General features: G+C 65.2%; 15 protein-coding genes. 13 read left to right on the top strand and 2 right to left on the bottom strand.

Annotation, left to right across the window (positions count from 1 at the left end):
* Nucleotides 1-109 precede the first annotated feature (109 nt).
* Nucleotides 110-814: a TetR/AcrR family transcriptional regulator gene (locus J6500_RS06105; protein WP_225711766.1), complete on the top strand. Its 705-nt coding sequence runs from the start codon at nucleotides 110-112 to the stop codon at nucleotides 812-814.
* A gap of 55 nt (nucleotides 815-869) precedes the next feature.
* Nucleotides 870-1,019, top strand: coding sequence for a hypothetical protein (locus J6500_RS06100; RefSeq protein ID WP_225711765.1), 150 nt, complete (start codon nucleotides 870-872; stop codon nucleotides 1,017-1,019).
* Nucleotides 1,020-1,024: 5 nt separating this feature from the next.
* Here J6500_RS06100 and J6500_RS06095 read toward each other — a convergent pair whose 3' ends face one another.
* Both J6500_RS06095 and J6500_RS06090 read right to left on the bottom strand, forming a co-directional pair.
* Nucleotides 1,025-2,719, bottom strand: a complete 1,695-nt coding sequence (locus J6500_RS06095) for an ATP-binding protein (protein WP_225711794.1) — start codon at nucleotides 2,717-2,719, stop codon at nucleotides 1,025-1,027.
* A gap of 241 nt (nucleotides 2,720-2,960) precedes the next feature.
* The gene (locus J6500_RS06090) at nucleotides 2,961-3,887 is read right to left on the bottom strand and encodes a LysR family transcriptional regulator (protein WP_225711764.1); all 927 of its coding nucleotides are present in this window, start codon (nucleotides 3,885-3,887) and stop codon (nucleotides 2,961-2,963) included.
* Between the two features lie 172 nt (nucleotides 3,888-4,059).
* Here J6500_RS06090 and J6500_RS06085 point away from each other — a divergent pair, with 172 nt between their 5' ends.
* The 11 genes from J6500_RS06085 (at nucleotide 4,060) to mmsB (ending at nucleotide 16,974) form a co-directional block, all read left to right on the top strand.
* Nucleotides 4,060-5,079, top strand: coding sequence for a class 1 fructose-bisphosphatase (locus J6500_RS06085; RefSeq protein WP_225711793.1), 1,020 nt, complete (start codon nucleotides 4,060-4,062; stop codon nucleotides 5,077-5,079).
* An 11-nt stretch (nucleotides 5,080-5,090) separates the two neighbouring features.
* The gene (locus J6500_RS06080) at nucleotides 5,091-5,966 is read left to right on the top strand and encodes a phosphoribulokinase (protein ID WP_225711763.1); all 876 of its coding nucleotides are present in this window, start codon (nucleotides 5,091-5,093) and stop codon (nucleotides 5,964-5,966) included.
* Nucleotides 5,963-7,984 carry a transketolase gene (gene tkt / locus J6500_RS06075; RefSeq protein WP_225711762.1) on the top strand — a complete coding sequence of 674 codons (2,022 nt, stop codon included), beginning with the start codon at nucleotides 5,963-5,965 and terminating at the stop codon, nucleotides 7,982-7,984. Before J6500_RS06080 ends, tkt begins: the two co-directional genes overlap by 4 nt.
* 15 nt (nucleotides 7,985-7,999) lie before the next feature.
* Nucleotides 8,000-9,082: a class II fructose-bisphosphate aldolase gene (gene fba, locus J6500_RS06070; RefSeq protein ID WP_225711761.1), complete on the top strand. Its 1,083-nt coding sequence runs from the start codon at nucleotides 8,000-8,002 to the stop codon at nucleotides 9,080-9,082.
* A gap of 36 nt (nucleotides 9,083-9,118) precedes the next feature.
* Complete coding sequence (locus J6500_RS06065) at nucleotides 9,119-10,576, top strand: form I ribulose bisphosphate carboxylase large subunit (RefSeq protein ID WP_376707757.1); 1,458 nt, start codon at nucleotides 9,119-9,121, stop codon at nucleotides 10,574-10,576.
* Nucleotides 10,577-10,588: 12 nt separating this feature from the next.
* On the top strand, nucleotides 10,589-11,014 hold the full coding sequence (locus tag J6500_RS06060; RefSeq protein ID WP_225711759.1) for a ribulose bisphosphate carboxylase small subunit: 426 nt from the start codon (nucleotides 10,589-10,591) through the stop codon (nucleotides 11,012-11,014).
* A gap of 112 nt (nucleotides 11,015-11,126) precedes the next feature.
* Nucleotides 11,127-12,071, top strand: coding sequence for a CbbX protein (gene cbbX, locus J6500_RS06055; RefSeq protein ID WP_225711792.1), 945 nt, complete (start codon nucleotides 11,127-11,129; stop codon nucleotides 12,069-12,071).
* Complete coding sequence (locus tag J6500_RS06050) at nucleotides 12,068-12,784, top strand: HAD family hydrolase (protein ID WP_225711758.1); 717 nt, start codon at nucleotides 12,068-12,070, stop codon at nucleotides 12,782-12,784. Before cbbX ends, J6500_RS06050 begins: the two co-directional genes overlap by 4 nt.
* Nucleotides 12,785-13,108: 324 nt before the next feature.
* Complete coding sequence (chvE, locus tag J6500_RS06045) at nucleotides 13,109-14,176, top strand: multiple monosaccharide ABC transporter substrate-binding protein (RefSeq protein WP_283842888.1); 1,068 nt, start codon at nucleotides 13,109-13,111, stop codon at nucleotides 14,174-14,176.
* Between the two features lie 36 nt (nucleotides 14,177-14,212).
* A complete protein-coding gene (gene mmsA, locus J6500_RS06040; RefSeq protein WP_225711757.1) occupies nucleotides 14,213-15,787 on the top strand; it encodes a multiple monosaccharide ABC transporter ATP-binding protein in 1,575 nt (524 codons plus the stop codon).
* Nucleotides 15,784-16,974, top strand: coding sequence for a multiple monosaccharide ABC transporter permease (mmsB, locus tag J6500_RS06035; RefSeq protein WP_225711756.1), 1,191 nt, complete (start codon nucleotides 15,784-15,786; stop codon nucleotides 16,972-16,974). The genes mmsA and mmsB overlap by 4 nt, the downstream gene beginning before the upstream one ends.
* Nucleotides 16,975-16,995: the final 21 nt, after the last annotated feature.

Genomic DNA, 16,995 nt, shown 5'->3' with positions numbered 1-16,995 from the left:
GAGCTGATCTCGGTAAATTAGGAAACTTGATGTTTTCCAAAATAGAGCGCATATTGGGACTGTCAATGGAATGACAGGCATCATCTTAAAGCATGGCTCGGATTGCGCGATGATCGGGAGGGACAAGGCTCAGTCGGATGGCAGCGCGCCGGAGCGGCGCGGCCGCGGACGGCCGCAGCTGCGCTCCGACGACGAAACCCGCGCCGTCATCTATGAGGCTGCGCGGCATGAATTCGCGACGCGAGGGTTTGCGGTGACCAGCATGGCCGACGTCGCTTGCCGCGCCGGCGTTTCGACCAAGACTCTCTATCGGCTGATCCCGACCAAGCTCGCGCTGTTCGAGAGCACGGTCACGGACCGGATGGACCGCTTCGTGTCGATCGTGAATCTCGGCGCCTGTGATGGCCGCGACATCGCGGCGGCTTTGGAAGCTGCGCTGCTGAGCTGCGCCGAGCTCATTCTCGATGCCGAAGTCATCGCGCTGCAGCGGATCATCCTGGCCGAGAGCGACAAATTCCCTGACATCGCCGAGATGTTCTACGAGAAGGCGATGCAGCGGACGCTTGGCGCGCTCGCGGCGTGGCTGGGCACGCAGCAGCGGCGGGGACGGATCGCGGTGGACGACGCGCCGGCAGCGGCAGGCATGCTGCTCGGCATGCTCGTGTTCCAGCCGCAGCGCGATGTCATGTACGGACGCAGATCGCCGCCGTCGTGGCAGGAGCTCGAAGCCCGCGCCAAGGCCTGCGCGGCGCTGTTCCTTTCGGGGGCCGCTGTGCGCACCGACAATGCCAATAAGCAGAGCGGAGATGCATGATGTCGGCCGAGACCTACACCGTCGAAGCGCGGATTTCACCCGGCGACGAGGCCAAATGCCAAGCCGTGCTGACGCGCACTACGCCATCCGCTACGCGCGCTATCGCGAGGACGGCTCGGTGATCGGCGTCTACGACTCGCTCTATGTGCTGAGCCTGTCCGGCGGCGCATGGAAGATCCAGAGCCACTCGAGCTTCCGTCCTTAATAGTCTTACTTGGCCGAGACCGAAGCAGGAGGTTGCGTCAGAACCTGCCGGATCATCCGGGCGAGATCGGATTTGCGATAGGGCTTTGGCAGCAGCGTCACGTCGGGGTCGAGCCGGCCGTGATGGAAGATCGCGTCCTCGGTATAGCCGGAGGTGAACAGCACACGCACCGAGGGCAGTTTGGCGACCACGGCGTCGGCCACCTGCCGGCCGTTCATGCCACCGGACATGATGACGTCGGTGAACAGCACGTCGCAGACGAAGCCCTTGTCGATCGCAGCCAAGGCCTCCGGGCCGTTTGCCGTGACCATGGTGTGGTAGCCGAGCTGCTCGAGCTGGGCGCTGACATAGTTGCGGACCAGTGGATCGTCCTCGACAACGAGGATGCGTTCGTTGCCGCCGCGGGCATCGATAGCCGGCAGCGGCTCGGCGTCGACCATGTCGCCGCTGCTGCGCGGCAGATACAGTTTGACCGACGTGCCGTGGCCCTCTTCGGAATAGATCTTGAGGTGGCCGTTGGACTGCTTGATGAAGCCGTAGACCATGCTGAGACCGAGGCCGGTGCCCTTGCCGGTGTCCTTGGTGGTGAAGAACGGCTCGAACACCTTCTCGCGGATCGCCTCGGGAATTCCGGCGCCGGTATCGCTGACCGCGACCATGACGTATTCGCCGGCGCGCACGTCCAGATTGCTGGCGGCATAGGTCTCGTCGAGGATGACGTTGCTGGTCTCGATCATCAGCTTGCCGCCGTCGGGCATCGCATCGCGCGCATTGACGGCGAGATTGAGCAGCGCGGTCGCCAAATGGTTGGGGTCGATGAAGGCCGGCCAGGCATCGGGCTCGAGCGAGGTATCGATCTCGATCTGCTCGCCAAGCGAGGGGCGCAGCAGGCGCGCAGTGTCCTGCACCAGCGCGTTGAGGTTGGCTTCACGCGGTTGCAGCGGCTGCTGGCGCGAGAAGGCGAGCAGATGCTTGGTCACCTCGGCACCGCGCGAGGCCGCATCGCTGATCATCTTGGTGACCGAGGACAGCGCGGCATCGTGCGCCACGGCTTCGGCAAGGATGTCGATCAGGCCGGTAACGACGGTGAGGATATTGTTGAAGTCGTGGGCGATGCCGCCGGTGAGGTGGCCGACGGCCTCCATCTTCTGCACCTGGCGCAGCTTCTGCTCGACCTCGAGCTGTTCGCGCGCCGCCTCGACCTCGCGCGCGCGCATGAAGATCTCGGCTTCCATCTGCTCGGTACGTTCGCGCAGTCGGTCGGTGAGCTTGTCCTGTTCGGCGCCGCGCCGCTTCAGCTGGATGAACTCGGTGACGTCCTCGACCCGGTGGATGATGTAGGCGATCTGCCCGTTCGGTCCGAACACCGGCGTATTGCGCGGGCTCCAGAAGCGCTCCTGGAAGCCGCCGCCTTCCGAGTCGGGTTTGCGGATGTCGTATTTCTGCACCGACATCGTATCGGGGCGTCGCAGCTGGACGACGCGCTCGAGCGAAGCCCGCAGGTTCCGCACGCCGTCGGCGGCGGGATCGTCCGGATTGTCCGGGAACACGTCGAACAGCCAGCGTCCGAGGATCGCGGCGCGCTCGGTCATCGTGGCGCGCAGATACGCGTCGGTGACGGCCACGATGCGAAAGTCGGGTGGGGTCAGCACCAGATAGGGGCCGGGCGCCCCTTCGAACAACGCCTTGAAGTCAGGCATGGGCGGGGACGGGGTCTGCAAGTCAGCCTCCCTCGCAGTGCTATGGTCCAGCGCGCGCTCCACGACCAAAGATGTGACATGCAGTTCGGTCGAGTGCAATGCTTAACGCATGGTATCGCCTTGGCTTTTCGGCCCCGCGCAGCGGCCGCCGGCGCAAAGTTCCAGACACCAGCGGTTGCGATCGCGAATTCGCGAGCGCGATAGGCGAGCACATGCGACTTCGTCGACGGCCCTGCGCCCGCTAGCGCGTGTTCGGCAGATAGCGCCAGCCGTCCTTGCCGAGGAAGTCCAGCATTGCCTTCGCCGGCGGCAGCAGCACCTTGTCGGCGCGCCGGATCGCGTGCCACTGCCGAACGATCGGCAGGCCGCGCACCTTGAGCACCACGAGCCGGCCGTCCTCCAGCTCGTGATGAATGGTGTGCTGGGAGATGAAGGCGATGCCGAGCCCGGCCATCACGGCCTGCTTGATGGTCTCGTTGCTGTCCATCGCCATGCCGATTTTCGGCGCGAGGCCGACCCGCTCGAAGAACTGCTGCATCAGCATCCGCGTGCCCGATCCCTGTTCGCGGGTGATGAAGGTCTCGTTGGCGAGCTCGGAGATCTCGACGTGCCGCCGCCGTGCCAGCCGGTGATCGGAGGCGGCGACGATATAGTGCGGATGCCGGCCCAGCGGCTTCATTTCGACCTCGACGTCGGCCGGCGGTGCGCCCATGACGGCGATATCGAGATCGTAGCCGCGCAGCGCATCGCGGATCTCCTCGCGGTTGCCGATCCTGAGCGTGACCTCGATCTTTGGAAAACGGCGCGAGAACGCCGCGATCGCGAACGGCACGAAGTATTTCGCGGTCGAGACCGCGCCCATCGCGACGCGTCCGCCGCTGCGGCCCGCGATCATGTCGAGCGACTGCTCGCAATCCTTGAGCGCCGCCTCGATCCGTTCGATCAGCGACAGCACGTGCGCTCCCGCATCGGTCACCGCCATGCCCTCGCCGGTGCGCTGGATCAGCGGCAGGCCGGCCAGTTCCTGCAGGTTGCGCAGCTGCAGCGTCACCGCGGGCTGCGTCAAGTTGAGGCGGCCCGCCGCCGCGGTGATCGAGCCGGCCTCGTGCACGGCCGACAGTGCGCGCAGCTGGCGGATGGTGAGGTCTCGCGTGAAGTGGCCGGCCATCGCGGGCTCCATAAGAAAAACTTTGGCGCCGCCAAAGATAAAGAAATTTCCCTAATTCGGCAAATCGCGCGTTGATAGTGGCGAAGGCGACTCCACTGCGGGTCGTCGATCGAAGCAGCCTCGGCATAGAGGGCGTGATCAAAGGGAGAGACCCGTGGAGATTCGTCCTGCATTGCATGCGTATCTGGAATGGCCGGCGCGGCAGAACCCGACGCGTGCCGCCACGGTCGAGGTGATCGAGGCGCTCGCCGGCGCCGCCATCGAGCTCGCACGCATCATTGCCGCCGGCTCGCTTGCCGCGATCGGCGGCGAGTGCGGCGGCGTCAATCCCGACGGCGATCGCCAGAAGACCCTCGACATCGTGGCCGACCGCCTGATGCGCGACGCGCTGCGCACGGCGCCGGTCGCTGCGGTCGTCTCCGAGGAGGTCGAGCTGCCCGAAACGCTGGATGCCGATGCGCCGCTTTGCGTCGCGATCGATCCGCTCGACGGCTCGGCCAATCTGGAAAACAACATCTCGGTCGGCACCATCTTCTCGATCCGGCCGAAGACCCGTGACGCGATCTCGACCTTCTTCGAGCCCGGCACCGCGCAGTGCGCTGCCGGCTGCTTCATCTACGGCCCGCAGACCGTGCTGGTGCTGGCGCTCGACCAGTGCGTCGATTGCTTCACGCTCGACCCGCGCAGCGGTGAATTCGTCCTCACCGGACGCGACCTGCAGGTGCCGCCGGATACGGCGGAGTTCGCGATCAACGCCTCGAACCGGCGGCACTGGAGCGGCGCGGTGCGCGGCTATATCGACCAGTGCCTCGCCGGGGTCAACGGCGAGCGCGGACAGGACTACAACATGCGCTGGATCGGCTCGCTGGTCGCCGAAACCTATCGCATCCTGATCCGCGGCGGCGTGTTCCTCTATCCGGCGGATGCGCGCCAGGGCTATCGCGAGGGCCGGCTGCGGCTGCTGTACGAGGCGCATCCGATCGCCCTGATCATGGAATGGGCCGGCGGCGCCGCCTCGGACGGCCGCTCGCGCATCCTCGAACTGTCGGCTCGCACGCCGCATCAGCGCGTGCCTTTGATCATGGGGTCGACCCGCGCGGTGCGCGATGTCGATGCGGTCCACCTGACGGTCGAGCCGTTGTTCGAGAGCAGCGATGCCCCGCTGTTCGCGCGGCGCGGCCTGTTTCGCTGACGGGGGAACGCATGTCGCGCCGACATCCGATCATCTCGATCACCGGCTCGTCCGGCGCCGGCACCACGTCGGTGAAGAGGACGTTCGAGAACATCTTCCGCCGAGAGAACGTGGTTGCCGCCTATATCGAGGGCGACGCCTTCCACCGCTACGACCGCGCCGAGATGCGCCAGATGATGGTGGAGAACGCCGAGCGCGGAAACAAGCATTTCAGCCACTTCAGCCCGGAGAACAACCTGTTCGAGGAGCTCGAGAAGCTGTTTCGCGACTACGCCGAGACCGGCACCGGAACGACGCGGCACTATGTGCATGACGAGGAGGAAGCCCGGCTCTACGGCGCCAAGCCCGGCACCTTCACCGACTGGGAGCCGCTGCCGGAGAACTCCGATCTCCTGTTCTACGAAGGCCTGCACGGCGCCGTCGTCACTGACAAGGTGAATGTCGCGCAGCATGCGGATCTGAAGGTCGGCGTCGTACCGGTGATCAATCTCGAGTGGATCCAGAAGCTGCATCGTGACCGCAGCCATCGCGGCTATTCCACCGAGGCGGTGACCGACACCATCCTGCGGCGCATGCCCGACTACGTGAACTACATTTGCCCGCAGTTCACCGAGACCGACATCAACTTCCAGCGCGTACCCACGGTCGACACCTCGAACCCGTTCATCGCGCGTTGGATCCCGACTCCCGATGAATCGATGGTCGTGATCCGGCTGAAGAACCCGCGCGGCATCGACTTTCCGTATCTGCTGTCGATGATCGCCGGCAGCTTCATGTCGCGCGCGAACTCGATCGTGATTCATGGCGCCAAGCTCGACCTCGCGATGCAGCTCATCCTCACACCGCTGATCCTGCAACTGATCGAACGAAAGAGGCGAACGATATGACCGCACTCGCGTCCGTTGCCACCCTCCCGCGCGCCGCAGTCAGCCATGCCGAGCTGGCCAACGCGATCCGCTTCCTCGCCATCGACGCGGTCGAGCAGGCGAAGTCAGGTCACCCCGGCATGCCGATGGGCATGGCCGACGTCGCGACCGTGCTGTTCGGCGATTTCCTGAAGTTCGATCCGGCGGACCCGGCCTGGCCCGATCGCGACCGCTTTGTCCTTTCAGCGGGTCACGGCTCGATGCTGCTCTACGCGCTGCTCTATCTGACCGGCTATGAGAGCATGACGCTCGACCAGCTCAAGGCGTTCAGGCAGTGGGGCTCGAAGACTCCGGGGCATCCGGAGTACGGCCATACGCCGGGCGTCGAAACCACGACCGGTCCGCTCGGGCAGGGGATTGCGACCGCGGTCGGCATGGCGCTCGCCGAGCGTCTGATGAATGCGCGGTTCGGCGACGACCTGGTCGATCATTTCACCTATGTGATCGCCGGCGACGGCTGCCTGATGGAAGGCATCAGCCATGAGGCGATCTCGCTTGCCGGCCATCTGCGCCTGAACCGCCTGATCGTGCTGTTCGACGACAATCAGATCTCGATCGATGGCGCCACGTCGCTATCCTGCTCGGACGATCAGACCGCGCGGTTCAAGGCGAGCGGCTGGGATGTCCGCAGCATCGACGGCCACGATCCGCAGGCGATCGCGGCGGCCATCAAGCAGGCGAAAGTCAGCGACCGTCCGTCGCTGATCGCCTGCCGCACCGTGATCGGGTTCGGCGCGCCGAACCGGCAGGGCAGCGAGAAGGTGCATGGCGCACCGCTCGGCGCCGACGAGACGGAGAAGACTCGCGCGGCGCTGGGCTGGCCCTATCCGGCGTTCGAAGTGCCGGATGCGGTGCTGAGCGAATGGCGCGAGATCGGTGCGCGCGGTCGCGAGGCGCGTCGTGCCTGGATCGAGCGTTCGCGGCGCGCCGGCAATGGCGAGCGCTCGCCATTCCACGATGCGCTGAACCGGAAGCTGCCCTGCGCCTATGCCGAGGCGATGGCGAAGTTGATCGCGAAGTTCGCGACCGAGCGGCCGAAGCTCGCGACCCGGCAGGCCTCGCAGCAGGTCATCGATGTGATCGCGGAGGCCTTGCCGAACCTGCTCGGCGGTTCGGCCGACCTCACGCATTCCAATTTGACGATGGCGAAGAGCCAGGTTCCGGCGCGGCCGGACACGCTCGCCGGCAGCTACATCCACTATGGCATCCGCGAGCACGGCATGGCCGCGGCGATGAACGGCATCGCGCTGCATGGCGGCTTCATTCCCTACGGCGGCACGTTCCTGAGCTTCGCCGACTACAGCCGGCCCGCGATCCGCCTTGCGGCGCTGATGGGTATCCGCGTCATCCATGTGATGACCCATGACTCGATCGGGCTCGGCGAAGACGGGCCGACGCATCAGCCGGTCGAGCATCTGGCCTCGCTGCGCGCGATCCCGAACCTGCTGGTGTTCCGTCCCGCCGATGCGGTCGAGACGGCGGAGGCCTGGGACTGCGCGCTGCGGGCGGAGACCTCGCCATCGATTCTTTGCCTGTCGCGGCAGGCGCTGCCGCCGACGGTCCGCGACAACGTCAAGACCAACCAGGTCGGGCTCGGCGCCTATGTCCTCGTCGAGCCGGCCTTCGGGCGGGACGTCACCCTGATTGCAACGGGTTCGGAGGTGGCGATCGCGCTCGAAGCCGCAAAGCTGCTGGCGGAAGAAGGGGTGAAGGCGGCGGTCGTTTCCGCGCCGTGCTTCGACCTGTTCCGCCAGCAGCCGCGCGACTACCGCGCCAAGGTGCTGGGCAGCGCTCCGCGCGTCGGCGTCGAAGCGGCGGTCGAAGGCGACTGGGCGCGCTGGCTCGGCGATGACGGCGAGTTCATCGGCATGACCGGATTCGGCGCCTCGGCCCCGGCGGACGTGCTCTACCGCGAATTCGGCATCACGCCGGCGGCCGTCGCGGCCGCAGCGCAGCGCGTGATGCAACGAGCGAACTGAAAGGAGGACGTCACCATGGCGCGGATTACCCTGAGGCAGTTGCTGGACCACGCCGCCGAGCATGGCTACGGCGTGCCCGCCTTCAATATCAACAACATGGAGCAGGGCCTCGCCATCATGGCGGCGGCGGCGGCCTGCGATGCGCCGGTCATCATCCAGGCCTCGCGCGGCGCGCGGGCCTATGCCAACGACATCATGCTGGCGAAGATGATCGATGCGCTGGAGGAGATGTATCCGCAGATTCCGCTCTGCCTGCATCTCGACCACGGCAACGAGGAGGCGACCTGCGCCACCGCGATCCGCTACGGCTTCACCTCCGTCATGATGGACGGCTCGCTCAAGGCCGACGCCAAGACCGCGGCGGACTATGACTACAATGTCGACATCACCCGCCGCGTCGTCGACATGGCGCATTGGGTCGGCGCCTCGGTCGAGGGAGAACTCGGCGTGCTCGGCTCGCTCGAACACGGTGGCGGCGAGCAGGAGGATGGTCACGGCGTCGAAGGTACTGTCAGCCACGACCAGTTGCTCACCGATCCGGATCAAGCCGTCGATTTCGTCCGCGCGACCAAGGTCGATGCGCTGGCAATCGCGATGGGCACCTCGCACGGCGCTTACAAGTTCACGCGGCAGCCCGATGGCGAGATCCTGGCGATGCGCGTGGTCGAGGAGATCCACACGCGCCTGCCGAACACGCACCTGGTGATGCATGGTTCGTCCTCAGTGCCGCAGCCATTGCAGGACATGTTCAACGCGTTCGGCGGCGAGATGCCGCAGACCTGGGGCGTTCCGGTCGAGGAGATCGTCCGCGGCATCAAGCACGGCGTGCGCAAGGTCAACATCGACACCGATTGCCGCCTCGCGATGGCCGCCGCGTTCCGGAAAGTCGCCACCCAGTCGAAGAGCGAGTTCGACCCGCGCAAATTCCTTAAGCCGGCGATGGACGCGCTGCGCGAGCTCTGCCGCGACCGCTTCGAGCAGTTCGGCACCGCCGGCAATGCCGCGAAGATCAAGATGGTGCCGCTGCCGGAGATGGCGCGGCGCTATCGGGCGGGCGCGCTCGATCCGCAGATTGGAAGCATGACCCAGGCCGCCTGAACCGGCCGCCACGAACGACAGGAGATTTTGATGAATATGCAGCAGTCGATCACCGTGCGCGGCAAGGATCGCTACAAGTCCGGCGTGATGGAATACAAGCGGATGGGCTATTGGGAGCCGAACTACGAGCCCAAGGACACCGACGTCATCGCGCTGTTCCGTGTGACGCCGCAGGACGGCGTCGATCCGACCGAGGCCTGCGCCGCGGTGGCCGGCGAATCCTCGACCGCGACTTGGACCGTGGTGTGGACGGACCGGCTGACGGCCGCCGAAAAGTATCGCGCGAAGTGCTACCGCGTCGATCCGGTGCCGAATTCGCCGGGCAGCTACTTCGCCTACATCGCCTACGACCTCGATCTGTTCGAGCCGGGCTCGATCGCGAACCTGACGGCGTCGATCATCGGCAACGTGTTCGGCTTCAAGCCGTTGAAGGCACTGCGGCTCGAGGACATGCGGCTGCCGGTCGCCTATGTGAAGACGTTCCAGGGACCGGCGACGGGCATCGTGGTCGAGCGTGAGCGCCTCGACAAGTTTGGCCGTCCCTTGCTCGGCGCCACCGTGAAGCCGAAGCTCGGCCTGTCCGGTCGCAACTACGGCCGCGTCGTCTACGAGGCGCTGAAGGGCGGGCTCGACTTCACTAAGGACGACGAGAACATCAATTCGCAGCCCTTCATGCACTGGCGCGAGCGCTTCCTCTACTGCATCGAGGCGGTGAACCGCGCCCAGGCCGCGACCGGCGAGATCAAGGGCACATATCTCAACGTCACCGCGGCGACGATGGAGGACATGTACGAGCGTGCCGAGTTCGCGCACAAGATCGGCTCCAACATTATCATGATCGATCTCGTGATCGGCTACACCGCGATCCAGTCGATGGCGAAGTGGGCGCGCAAGAACAACATGATCCTGCATCTGCATCGTGCCGGTCACTCGACCTACACGCGGCAGCGCAACCACGGCGTCTCGTTCCGCGTGATCGCGAAGTGGATGCGGCTCGCCGGTGTCGACCACATCCACGCCGGAACGGTGGTCGGCAAGCTCGAGGGCGATCCCAATACGACGCGCGGCTACTACGACATCTGCCGGGAGGAGTTTAATCCGACGCAGCTCGAGCACGGTGTGTTCTTCGACCAGAACTGGGCCAGCCTCAACAAGCTGATGCCGGTGGCATCCGGCGGCATCCATGCCGGCCAGATGCACCAACTGCTCGATCTGCTCGGCGAGGACGTCGTGCTGCAATTCGGCGGCGGCACCATCGGCCATCCCAAGGGCATCCAGGCCGGCGCCACCGCCAACCGCGTTGCGCTGGAAGCCATGATCCTCGCCCGCAACGAGGGCCGCGACTACGTCCATGAAGGGCCCGAGATCCTGGCCAAGGCGGCGCAGACCTGCACGCCGCTGCGCGAGGCGCTCGATGTCTGGAAGGACGTCACGTTCAACTACGAATCGACCGACGCACCCGACTTCGTTCCCACGCCCAGCATGGCGGTCTGAGAGGAGTTTCTTATGCGTGTTACCCAAGGATGCTTCTCGTTCCTGCCCGATCTCACCGACGAGCAGATCGCGGCGCAAGTGCAATACTGCCTCGACAAGGGCTGGGCGGTGAACATCGAGTTCACCGACGACCCGCATCCCCGCAACACCTATTGGGAGATGTGGGGCCTGCCGATGTTCGACCTGCGCGACGCGGCCGGCATCATGAAGGAACTCGCCGACTGCCGGCGGGTCTATGGCGACCGCTACATCCGGGTGTCCGGTTTCGATTCCAGCCATGGCTGGGAGTCGGTCCGGATCTCGTTCATCGTGAACCGGCCGCGCGAGGAGCCCGGCTTCCGGCTCGATCGCCAGGAATCCGTTGGCCGCAATATCCGCTACGCGACGCATTCCTACGCGGCCTCGCGCCCCGAAGGCGAGCGTTACGCCGATCAGTGACCGCGTCCGGCACACAAGCCAGGACGGATTGCTCCCTCGACCGTCCTGGTCCGGATGCACTTCTCCGTCGTCGCATGCAGTGCGGCGACGGAGCTTTTCAATGAAAGAGGACATGACCCAATTGCAGGAACAGACCAAGCCACAAGAACAGACCCGGGAGGCGCCACTCGCGACCGTGGACCTCCGGCATGAATTCGCCGACCTCGGCGTCGGCGCGGTGCTCGACCAACTCGATGCCGAATTGATCGGGCTCAAGCCGGTGAAGACGCGCATCCGCGAGATTGCCTCGCTGTTGCTGGTCGAGCGGATCAGGCAGAAGATGGCGCTGGCGACGACCTTTCCCACCTTGCATATGTCGTTCACGGGCAATCCCGGCACCGGCAAGACCACGGTGGCGCTGCGGATGGCCGGCATCCTGCACAAGCTCGGCTTCGTGCGCCGCGGCCACGTCATCAGCGTCACGCGCGACGATCTGGTCGGGCAGTATATCGGCCACACCGCGCCGAAGACCAAAGAAATATTGAAGAAAGCGATGGGCGGTGTGCTGTTCATCGACGAGGCCTATTATCTCTACCGGCCCGAGAACGAGCGCGACTACGGCCAGGAGGCGATCGAGATCCTGCTGCAGGTGATGGAGCAGCAGCGCGAGGACATGGTGGTGATCCTCGCCGGTTATGGCGACCGGATGGAAAAGTTCTTCCAGAGCAATCCGGGTTTCCGTTCGCGCATCGCCCACCATGTCGACTTCCCCGACTATTCGGACGCGGAACTGCTCTGGATCGCCGAATTGATGCTGCAGCAGCAGAATTATCGGTTCTCTCCGGAAGCACGCGAGGCCTTCACCCGCTACATCGCCGCGCGCAAGACGCAGCCGTTGTTCTCCAACGCCCGCTCGATCCGCAACGCGCTGGACCGTATCCGGCTGCGCCAGGCCAACCGGATCGTGGCGAAGCTTGACCGCACGCTGACCGCCGACGATGTGATGGCGATCGAGGCCAGCGATGTGCTGGCCAGCCGCGTCTTCGCCAAGGCAACTGCAGCAGGCGAGGGGCGATGACCCAGGCGCTCGCGGCGATCCGAACCGCCGGCTTGCGGGACGTCATCGCGACCGCGCGTGCGCTGATCTTCGATGTCGACGGCACGCTCGCCGAAACCGAGGAGGTGCATCGCCGCGCTTTCAACGAAGCGTTTGCGGAGGCTGGCCTCGACTGGTTCTGGGACCAACCGACCTACGCCCGGCTGCTGCGCACGGCAGGCGGCAAGGAGCGCATCCGTGCCTTTGACCAGCGCAACGCCGCGCCCTCGCTGTCCTTTGCCGAGATCGCTGACCTGCACCGGGCCAAGACGGCGCACTATGCCGCGCTGATCGCGGCCGGCGGCTGCCCGCTGCGGCCCGGCGTCGAAGCCTGGCTCGCCGGTGCCCGCGAACGCGGCCAGCGTCTGGCGATCGCCACCACGACCTCGCACGGCAATATCGACGCGCTGCTCTCGGTCGCGCTCGGCAGCGATTGGGGCGGCCTGTTCGAGGCGATCGTTGCCGGCGACGACGTTCCACGCAAGAAGCCGGCGCCCGATGTCTATGTCGAGGTGCTGGCCCGGTTGCAGCTTGCGCCTGCCGATTGCATCGCCATCGAGGATTCCGGCAACGGCCTCGCCTCGGCGTCGCAGGCCGGCATTCCCGTCGTGATCACCCGCAGCGCCTATTTCAGCGACGAGGACTGGAGCGGGGCGTTGCTGGTCGTCGATGACCTCTCCGAGATCGACTATTGAGGGGTCGGACCGGTCAAGTCCTAAATAGTCAAATAATATGACTAGTCGGCGCATCCCATCCATGGAATAGTAGCCGCGCCGCACCCCGCAAGAGGGCCGCCAAACGGTGCCGTCACACCCATGAACTGGGGTGGGGTGGTGCTCGCGAACGAATCCGGGAGACCGCGCCTCATGCTTCCCAACGCCATTCCTGTGCCTGCTTCCGTCGCTCCCATCACGTGTGGCTGAGCCGACCCGCACCTTGTAGTTTCGGCCGGGCGCGTGATGCACGACGGCGACGCAGACTGCACAGCGAAAACAGTTCAACAAGAAAGGGAGTGACGCATGTTCAGGTTGAAGGCCACCTTGTTTGCTCTTGCACTGGCAGGTCTCGGCGGCGCCGCATCGGACGCGCTGGCCCAGAGCAAGCCCAGCATCGGCATCGCGATGCCGACCAAATCCTCGGCGCGCTGGATCGACGACGGCAACAACATGGTCAAGGTGCTGAAGGAGCGCGGCTACGGCACGGACTTGCAATATGCCGAGGACGACATCCCGAACCAGCTTTCGCAGGTCGAGAACATGGTGGCCAAGGGCGCCAAGGTGCTTGTCATCGCGGCGATCGACGGCACCACGCTGTCCGACGTGCTGAAGCAGGCCAAGGCCCAGGGCATCACCGTGATCGCCTATGACCGCCTGATCCGCGACACCCCCAATGTCGACTACTACGCGACCTTCGACAATTTCCAGGTCGGCGTGCTGCAGGCGCAGTCGATCGAGAAGGCGCTCGGGCTGAAGGAAGGCAAGGGCCCCTTCAACATCGAGTTGTTCGGCGGCTCGCCCGACGACAACAACGCCTACTTCTTCTATGATGGCGCGATGTCGGTGCTGAAGCCCTACATCGACAGCGGCAAGCTGGTCGTCGCCAGCGGCCAGATGGGCATGGACAAGGTCGCGACCCTGCGCTGGGACGGCGCCACCGCGCAGGCGCGCATGGACAATCTGCTCAGTGCCTTCTACGGCAAGAAGCGCGTCGATGCGGTGCTGTCGCCCTATGACGGGCTGTCGATCGGCATCATCTCCTCGTTGAAGGGCGTCGGCTACGGCAGCAAGGACCAGCCGATGCCGTTCGTCAGCGGTCAGGATGCCGAGGTACCCTCGATCAAGGCGATGCTGCGCGGCGAGCAGTATTCGACCATCTTCAAGGACACTCGCGACCTCGCCAAGGTCACCGCCGATATGGTCGATGCCGTGCTCAACAAGAAGGAGGTCGCGGTCAACGACACCAAGACCTACAACAACGGCGTCAAGGTGGTTCCATCCTATCTGCTCAAGCCGGTTGTGGTGGACAAGACCAATTGGGAGAAAGTCCTGATTGACAGCGGCTACTACAAGCGCGCGCAATTCGACTAGGGCGCGCCGAGGCCGGCCAGCGCGGGACGTGATCCGATGACGGCAATGCTCGAGATGCGCGGCGTCAGCAAGAGCTTTGCGGGCGTGCAGGCGCTGCGCGACGTCAACTTCACCGTGGAGGCCGGCCAGATCCACGCGCTGGTCGGCGAGAACGGCGCCGGCAAGTCGACTCTGATGAAGGTGCTGAGCGGGGTCTACCCCGCCGGCAGCTATGACGGTGCGATCATCTTCGACGGCGAGGAGCGCCGGTTCCGCGACATCAACGACAGCGAGGCGCTCGGCATCATCATCATCCATCAGGAGCTCGCGCTGATCCCGCTGATGTCGATCGCCGAGAACATCTTCCTGTCGCACCCGCCGTCGCGGTTCGGCGTCATCGACCGCAACATTGTGCACCGGCGCACCACGGAGCTGCTGGCGCAAGTCGGCTTGCGCGAGCAGCCGGACACGCTGGTCACCGATCTCGGCGTCGGCAAGCAGCAACTCGTCGAGATCGCCAAGGCGCTGTCCAAGCGGGTGCGGCTCCTGATCCTCGACGAGCCGACCGCGAGCCTCAACGAGGCCGACAGCGCCGCGCTGCTCGAACGGCTGCTGGCGTTCCGCGACCAGGGCATCGCCTCGATCCTGATCTCGCACAAGCTCAACGAGGTCGCGCGCGTCGCCGACCGCATCACGGTGCTGCGTGATGGCCGCACCGTCGACAGCCTCGATTGCCGCACCGAGCGGATCGAGGAGGACCGCATCATCCGCAGCATGGTCAACCGCGATCTCGCGCACCGTTTCCCGGAACGCAAGGTCGAGATCGGCGAGCCGGTGCTGACGGTGGTGAACTGGTCGGTACATCACCCGCTGCATACCGCGCGGCAGGTGATCAAGAATGTCGACTTCACGGTGCGCCGCGGCGAGGTCGTCGGCATCGCCGGGCTGATGGGCGCCGGCCGCACCGAGTTCGCGATGAGCCTGTTCGGCCGGTCCTGGGGCTACAACATCTCCGGCAAGGTGCACCTCGATGGCCGCGAGCCCGATCTCTCCAGCGTACCGGCCGCGATCGATGCCGGCCTTGCCTATGTCACCGAGGACCGCAAGCAGCTCGGGCTGATCCTGGCCGACGACGTCCGCAAGAACGTGACGCTGTCGAGCCTTCGCCGGGTCTCCGAGCGCGGCGTGATCGACGATCTCATCGAGCTGAAGGCCGCGAGCGACTACCGCAACCGGATGCGGATCCGCTGTTCCGACGTCTATCAGGAGACTGGCCAGCTCTCGGGCGGCAACCAGCAGAAGGTGGTGCTGTCGAAATGGCTGATGACCGACCCGAAGGTGCTGCTGCTGGACGAGCCGACCCGCGGCATCGACGTCGGGGCGAAATACGAGATTTATTGTATCATCAACGAGCTCGCGGAGGCCGGCAAGGGCGTCGTGGTGATCTCGTCGGAAATGCCTGAGTTGCTCGGCATCTGCGACCGGATCTGCGTCATGAATGACGGCGCCTTCGTCGGCGAGTTCGCGAAGGACGAGGCGACCCAGGAGAACATCATGCGCGCCATCATGCGCAATGTCAGGATGCAAGGAGCCGGTGCCGGCGCGGCGCTGGCGCAGGGAGCCGTGCGATGACCGACAAGACGGTGTCACTGCCGGAGACCCCCAAGCATGCCGGCTTCATCAAGAACAATTTGCGCAATTACGGCATGCTGCTGTCGCTGCTTGCGATCATGCTGTTCTTCGAGATCATGACTGACGGCACGCTGCTGCAGCCGCTCAACCTCACCAATCTGGTGCTGCAGAACAGCTACATCGTGATCATGGCGCTCGGCATGCTGCTGGTGATCGTCACCGGGCATATCGACCTGTCGGTCGGCTCGGTCGCGGGCTTTGTCGGCGCCGTCGCGGCGGTGCTGATGGTGCAATACCACGTCAGCTATCCCGTCGCGTTCGTCTTTTGCCTCATGGTCGGTGCGGCGATCGGCGCGGCACAAGGCTACTGGGTGGCCTATTTCGGCATTCCGTCCTTCATTGTGACGCTGGCTGGCATGCTGGTGTTCAAGGGCCTTGCGCTCGCGGTGCTGCAGGGCAAGTCGGTCGGGCCGTTCCCGCAAACCTTCCAGAAGCTGTCGTCGGGCTATATTCCCGAGCTGTTCCCGAGCGCCGGCACGCTGTATCCGACGTCGCTGCTGATCGGCATCGCGCTGGCGTTTGTCCTGGTGCTGGCGAGCGCCAAGAGCCGAGCGCGCGAGGCATCGCACGGAATCGAGGTCGAGCCCTACGCGTTCTTCCTCGCCAAGAGCGTCGCGCTGGCCGGCGCGGTGCTCTACTTCACCTATCTGATCGCCTCGCATCGCGGCCTGCCCAACGTGCTGGTGATCATGACGGCGCTGATCGCGCTCTATGGCTTTGTCACCCGGCGCACTGTGATCGGCCGGCAGATCTATGCCGTCGGCGGCAATGCCAAGGCGGCGAAGCTGTCCGGCGTCAAGGCCGAGCGGCTGACCTTCTTCACCTTCGTCAACATGGGCGTGCTGGCGGCGCTTGCCGGCCTCGTGTTCGCGGCGCGGCTCAACACCGCGACGCCGAAGGCCGGGCTCGGCTTCGAGCTCGACGTGATCGCCGCCTGCTTCATCGGCGGCGCCTCGGCCTATGGCGGGGTCGGCCGCGTCGGCGGCGCCGTGGTCGGCGCCATGATCATGGGCGTCATGAACAACGGCATGTCGATCCTCGGTATCGGCATCGATTACCAGCAGGTGATCAAGGGCCTCGTGCTGCTCGGCGCAGTCTGCATCGATGTCTACAACCAGCGCCGGTGACGGCGGCCGCGTGGTCATATT

Origin of the sequence: Bradyrhizobium semiaridum, from assembly GCF_020329505.1 — a bacterium.
GTDB classification, from domain to species: domain Bacteria; phylum Pseudomonadota; class Alphaproteobacteria; order Rhizobiales; family Xanthobacteraceae; genus Bradyrhizobium; species Bradyrhizobium semiaridum.
This window is presented reverse-complemented; position numbering and strand designations above follow the sequence as displayed.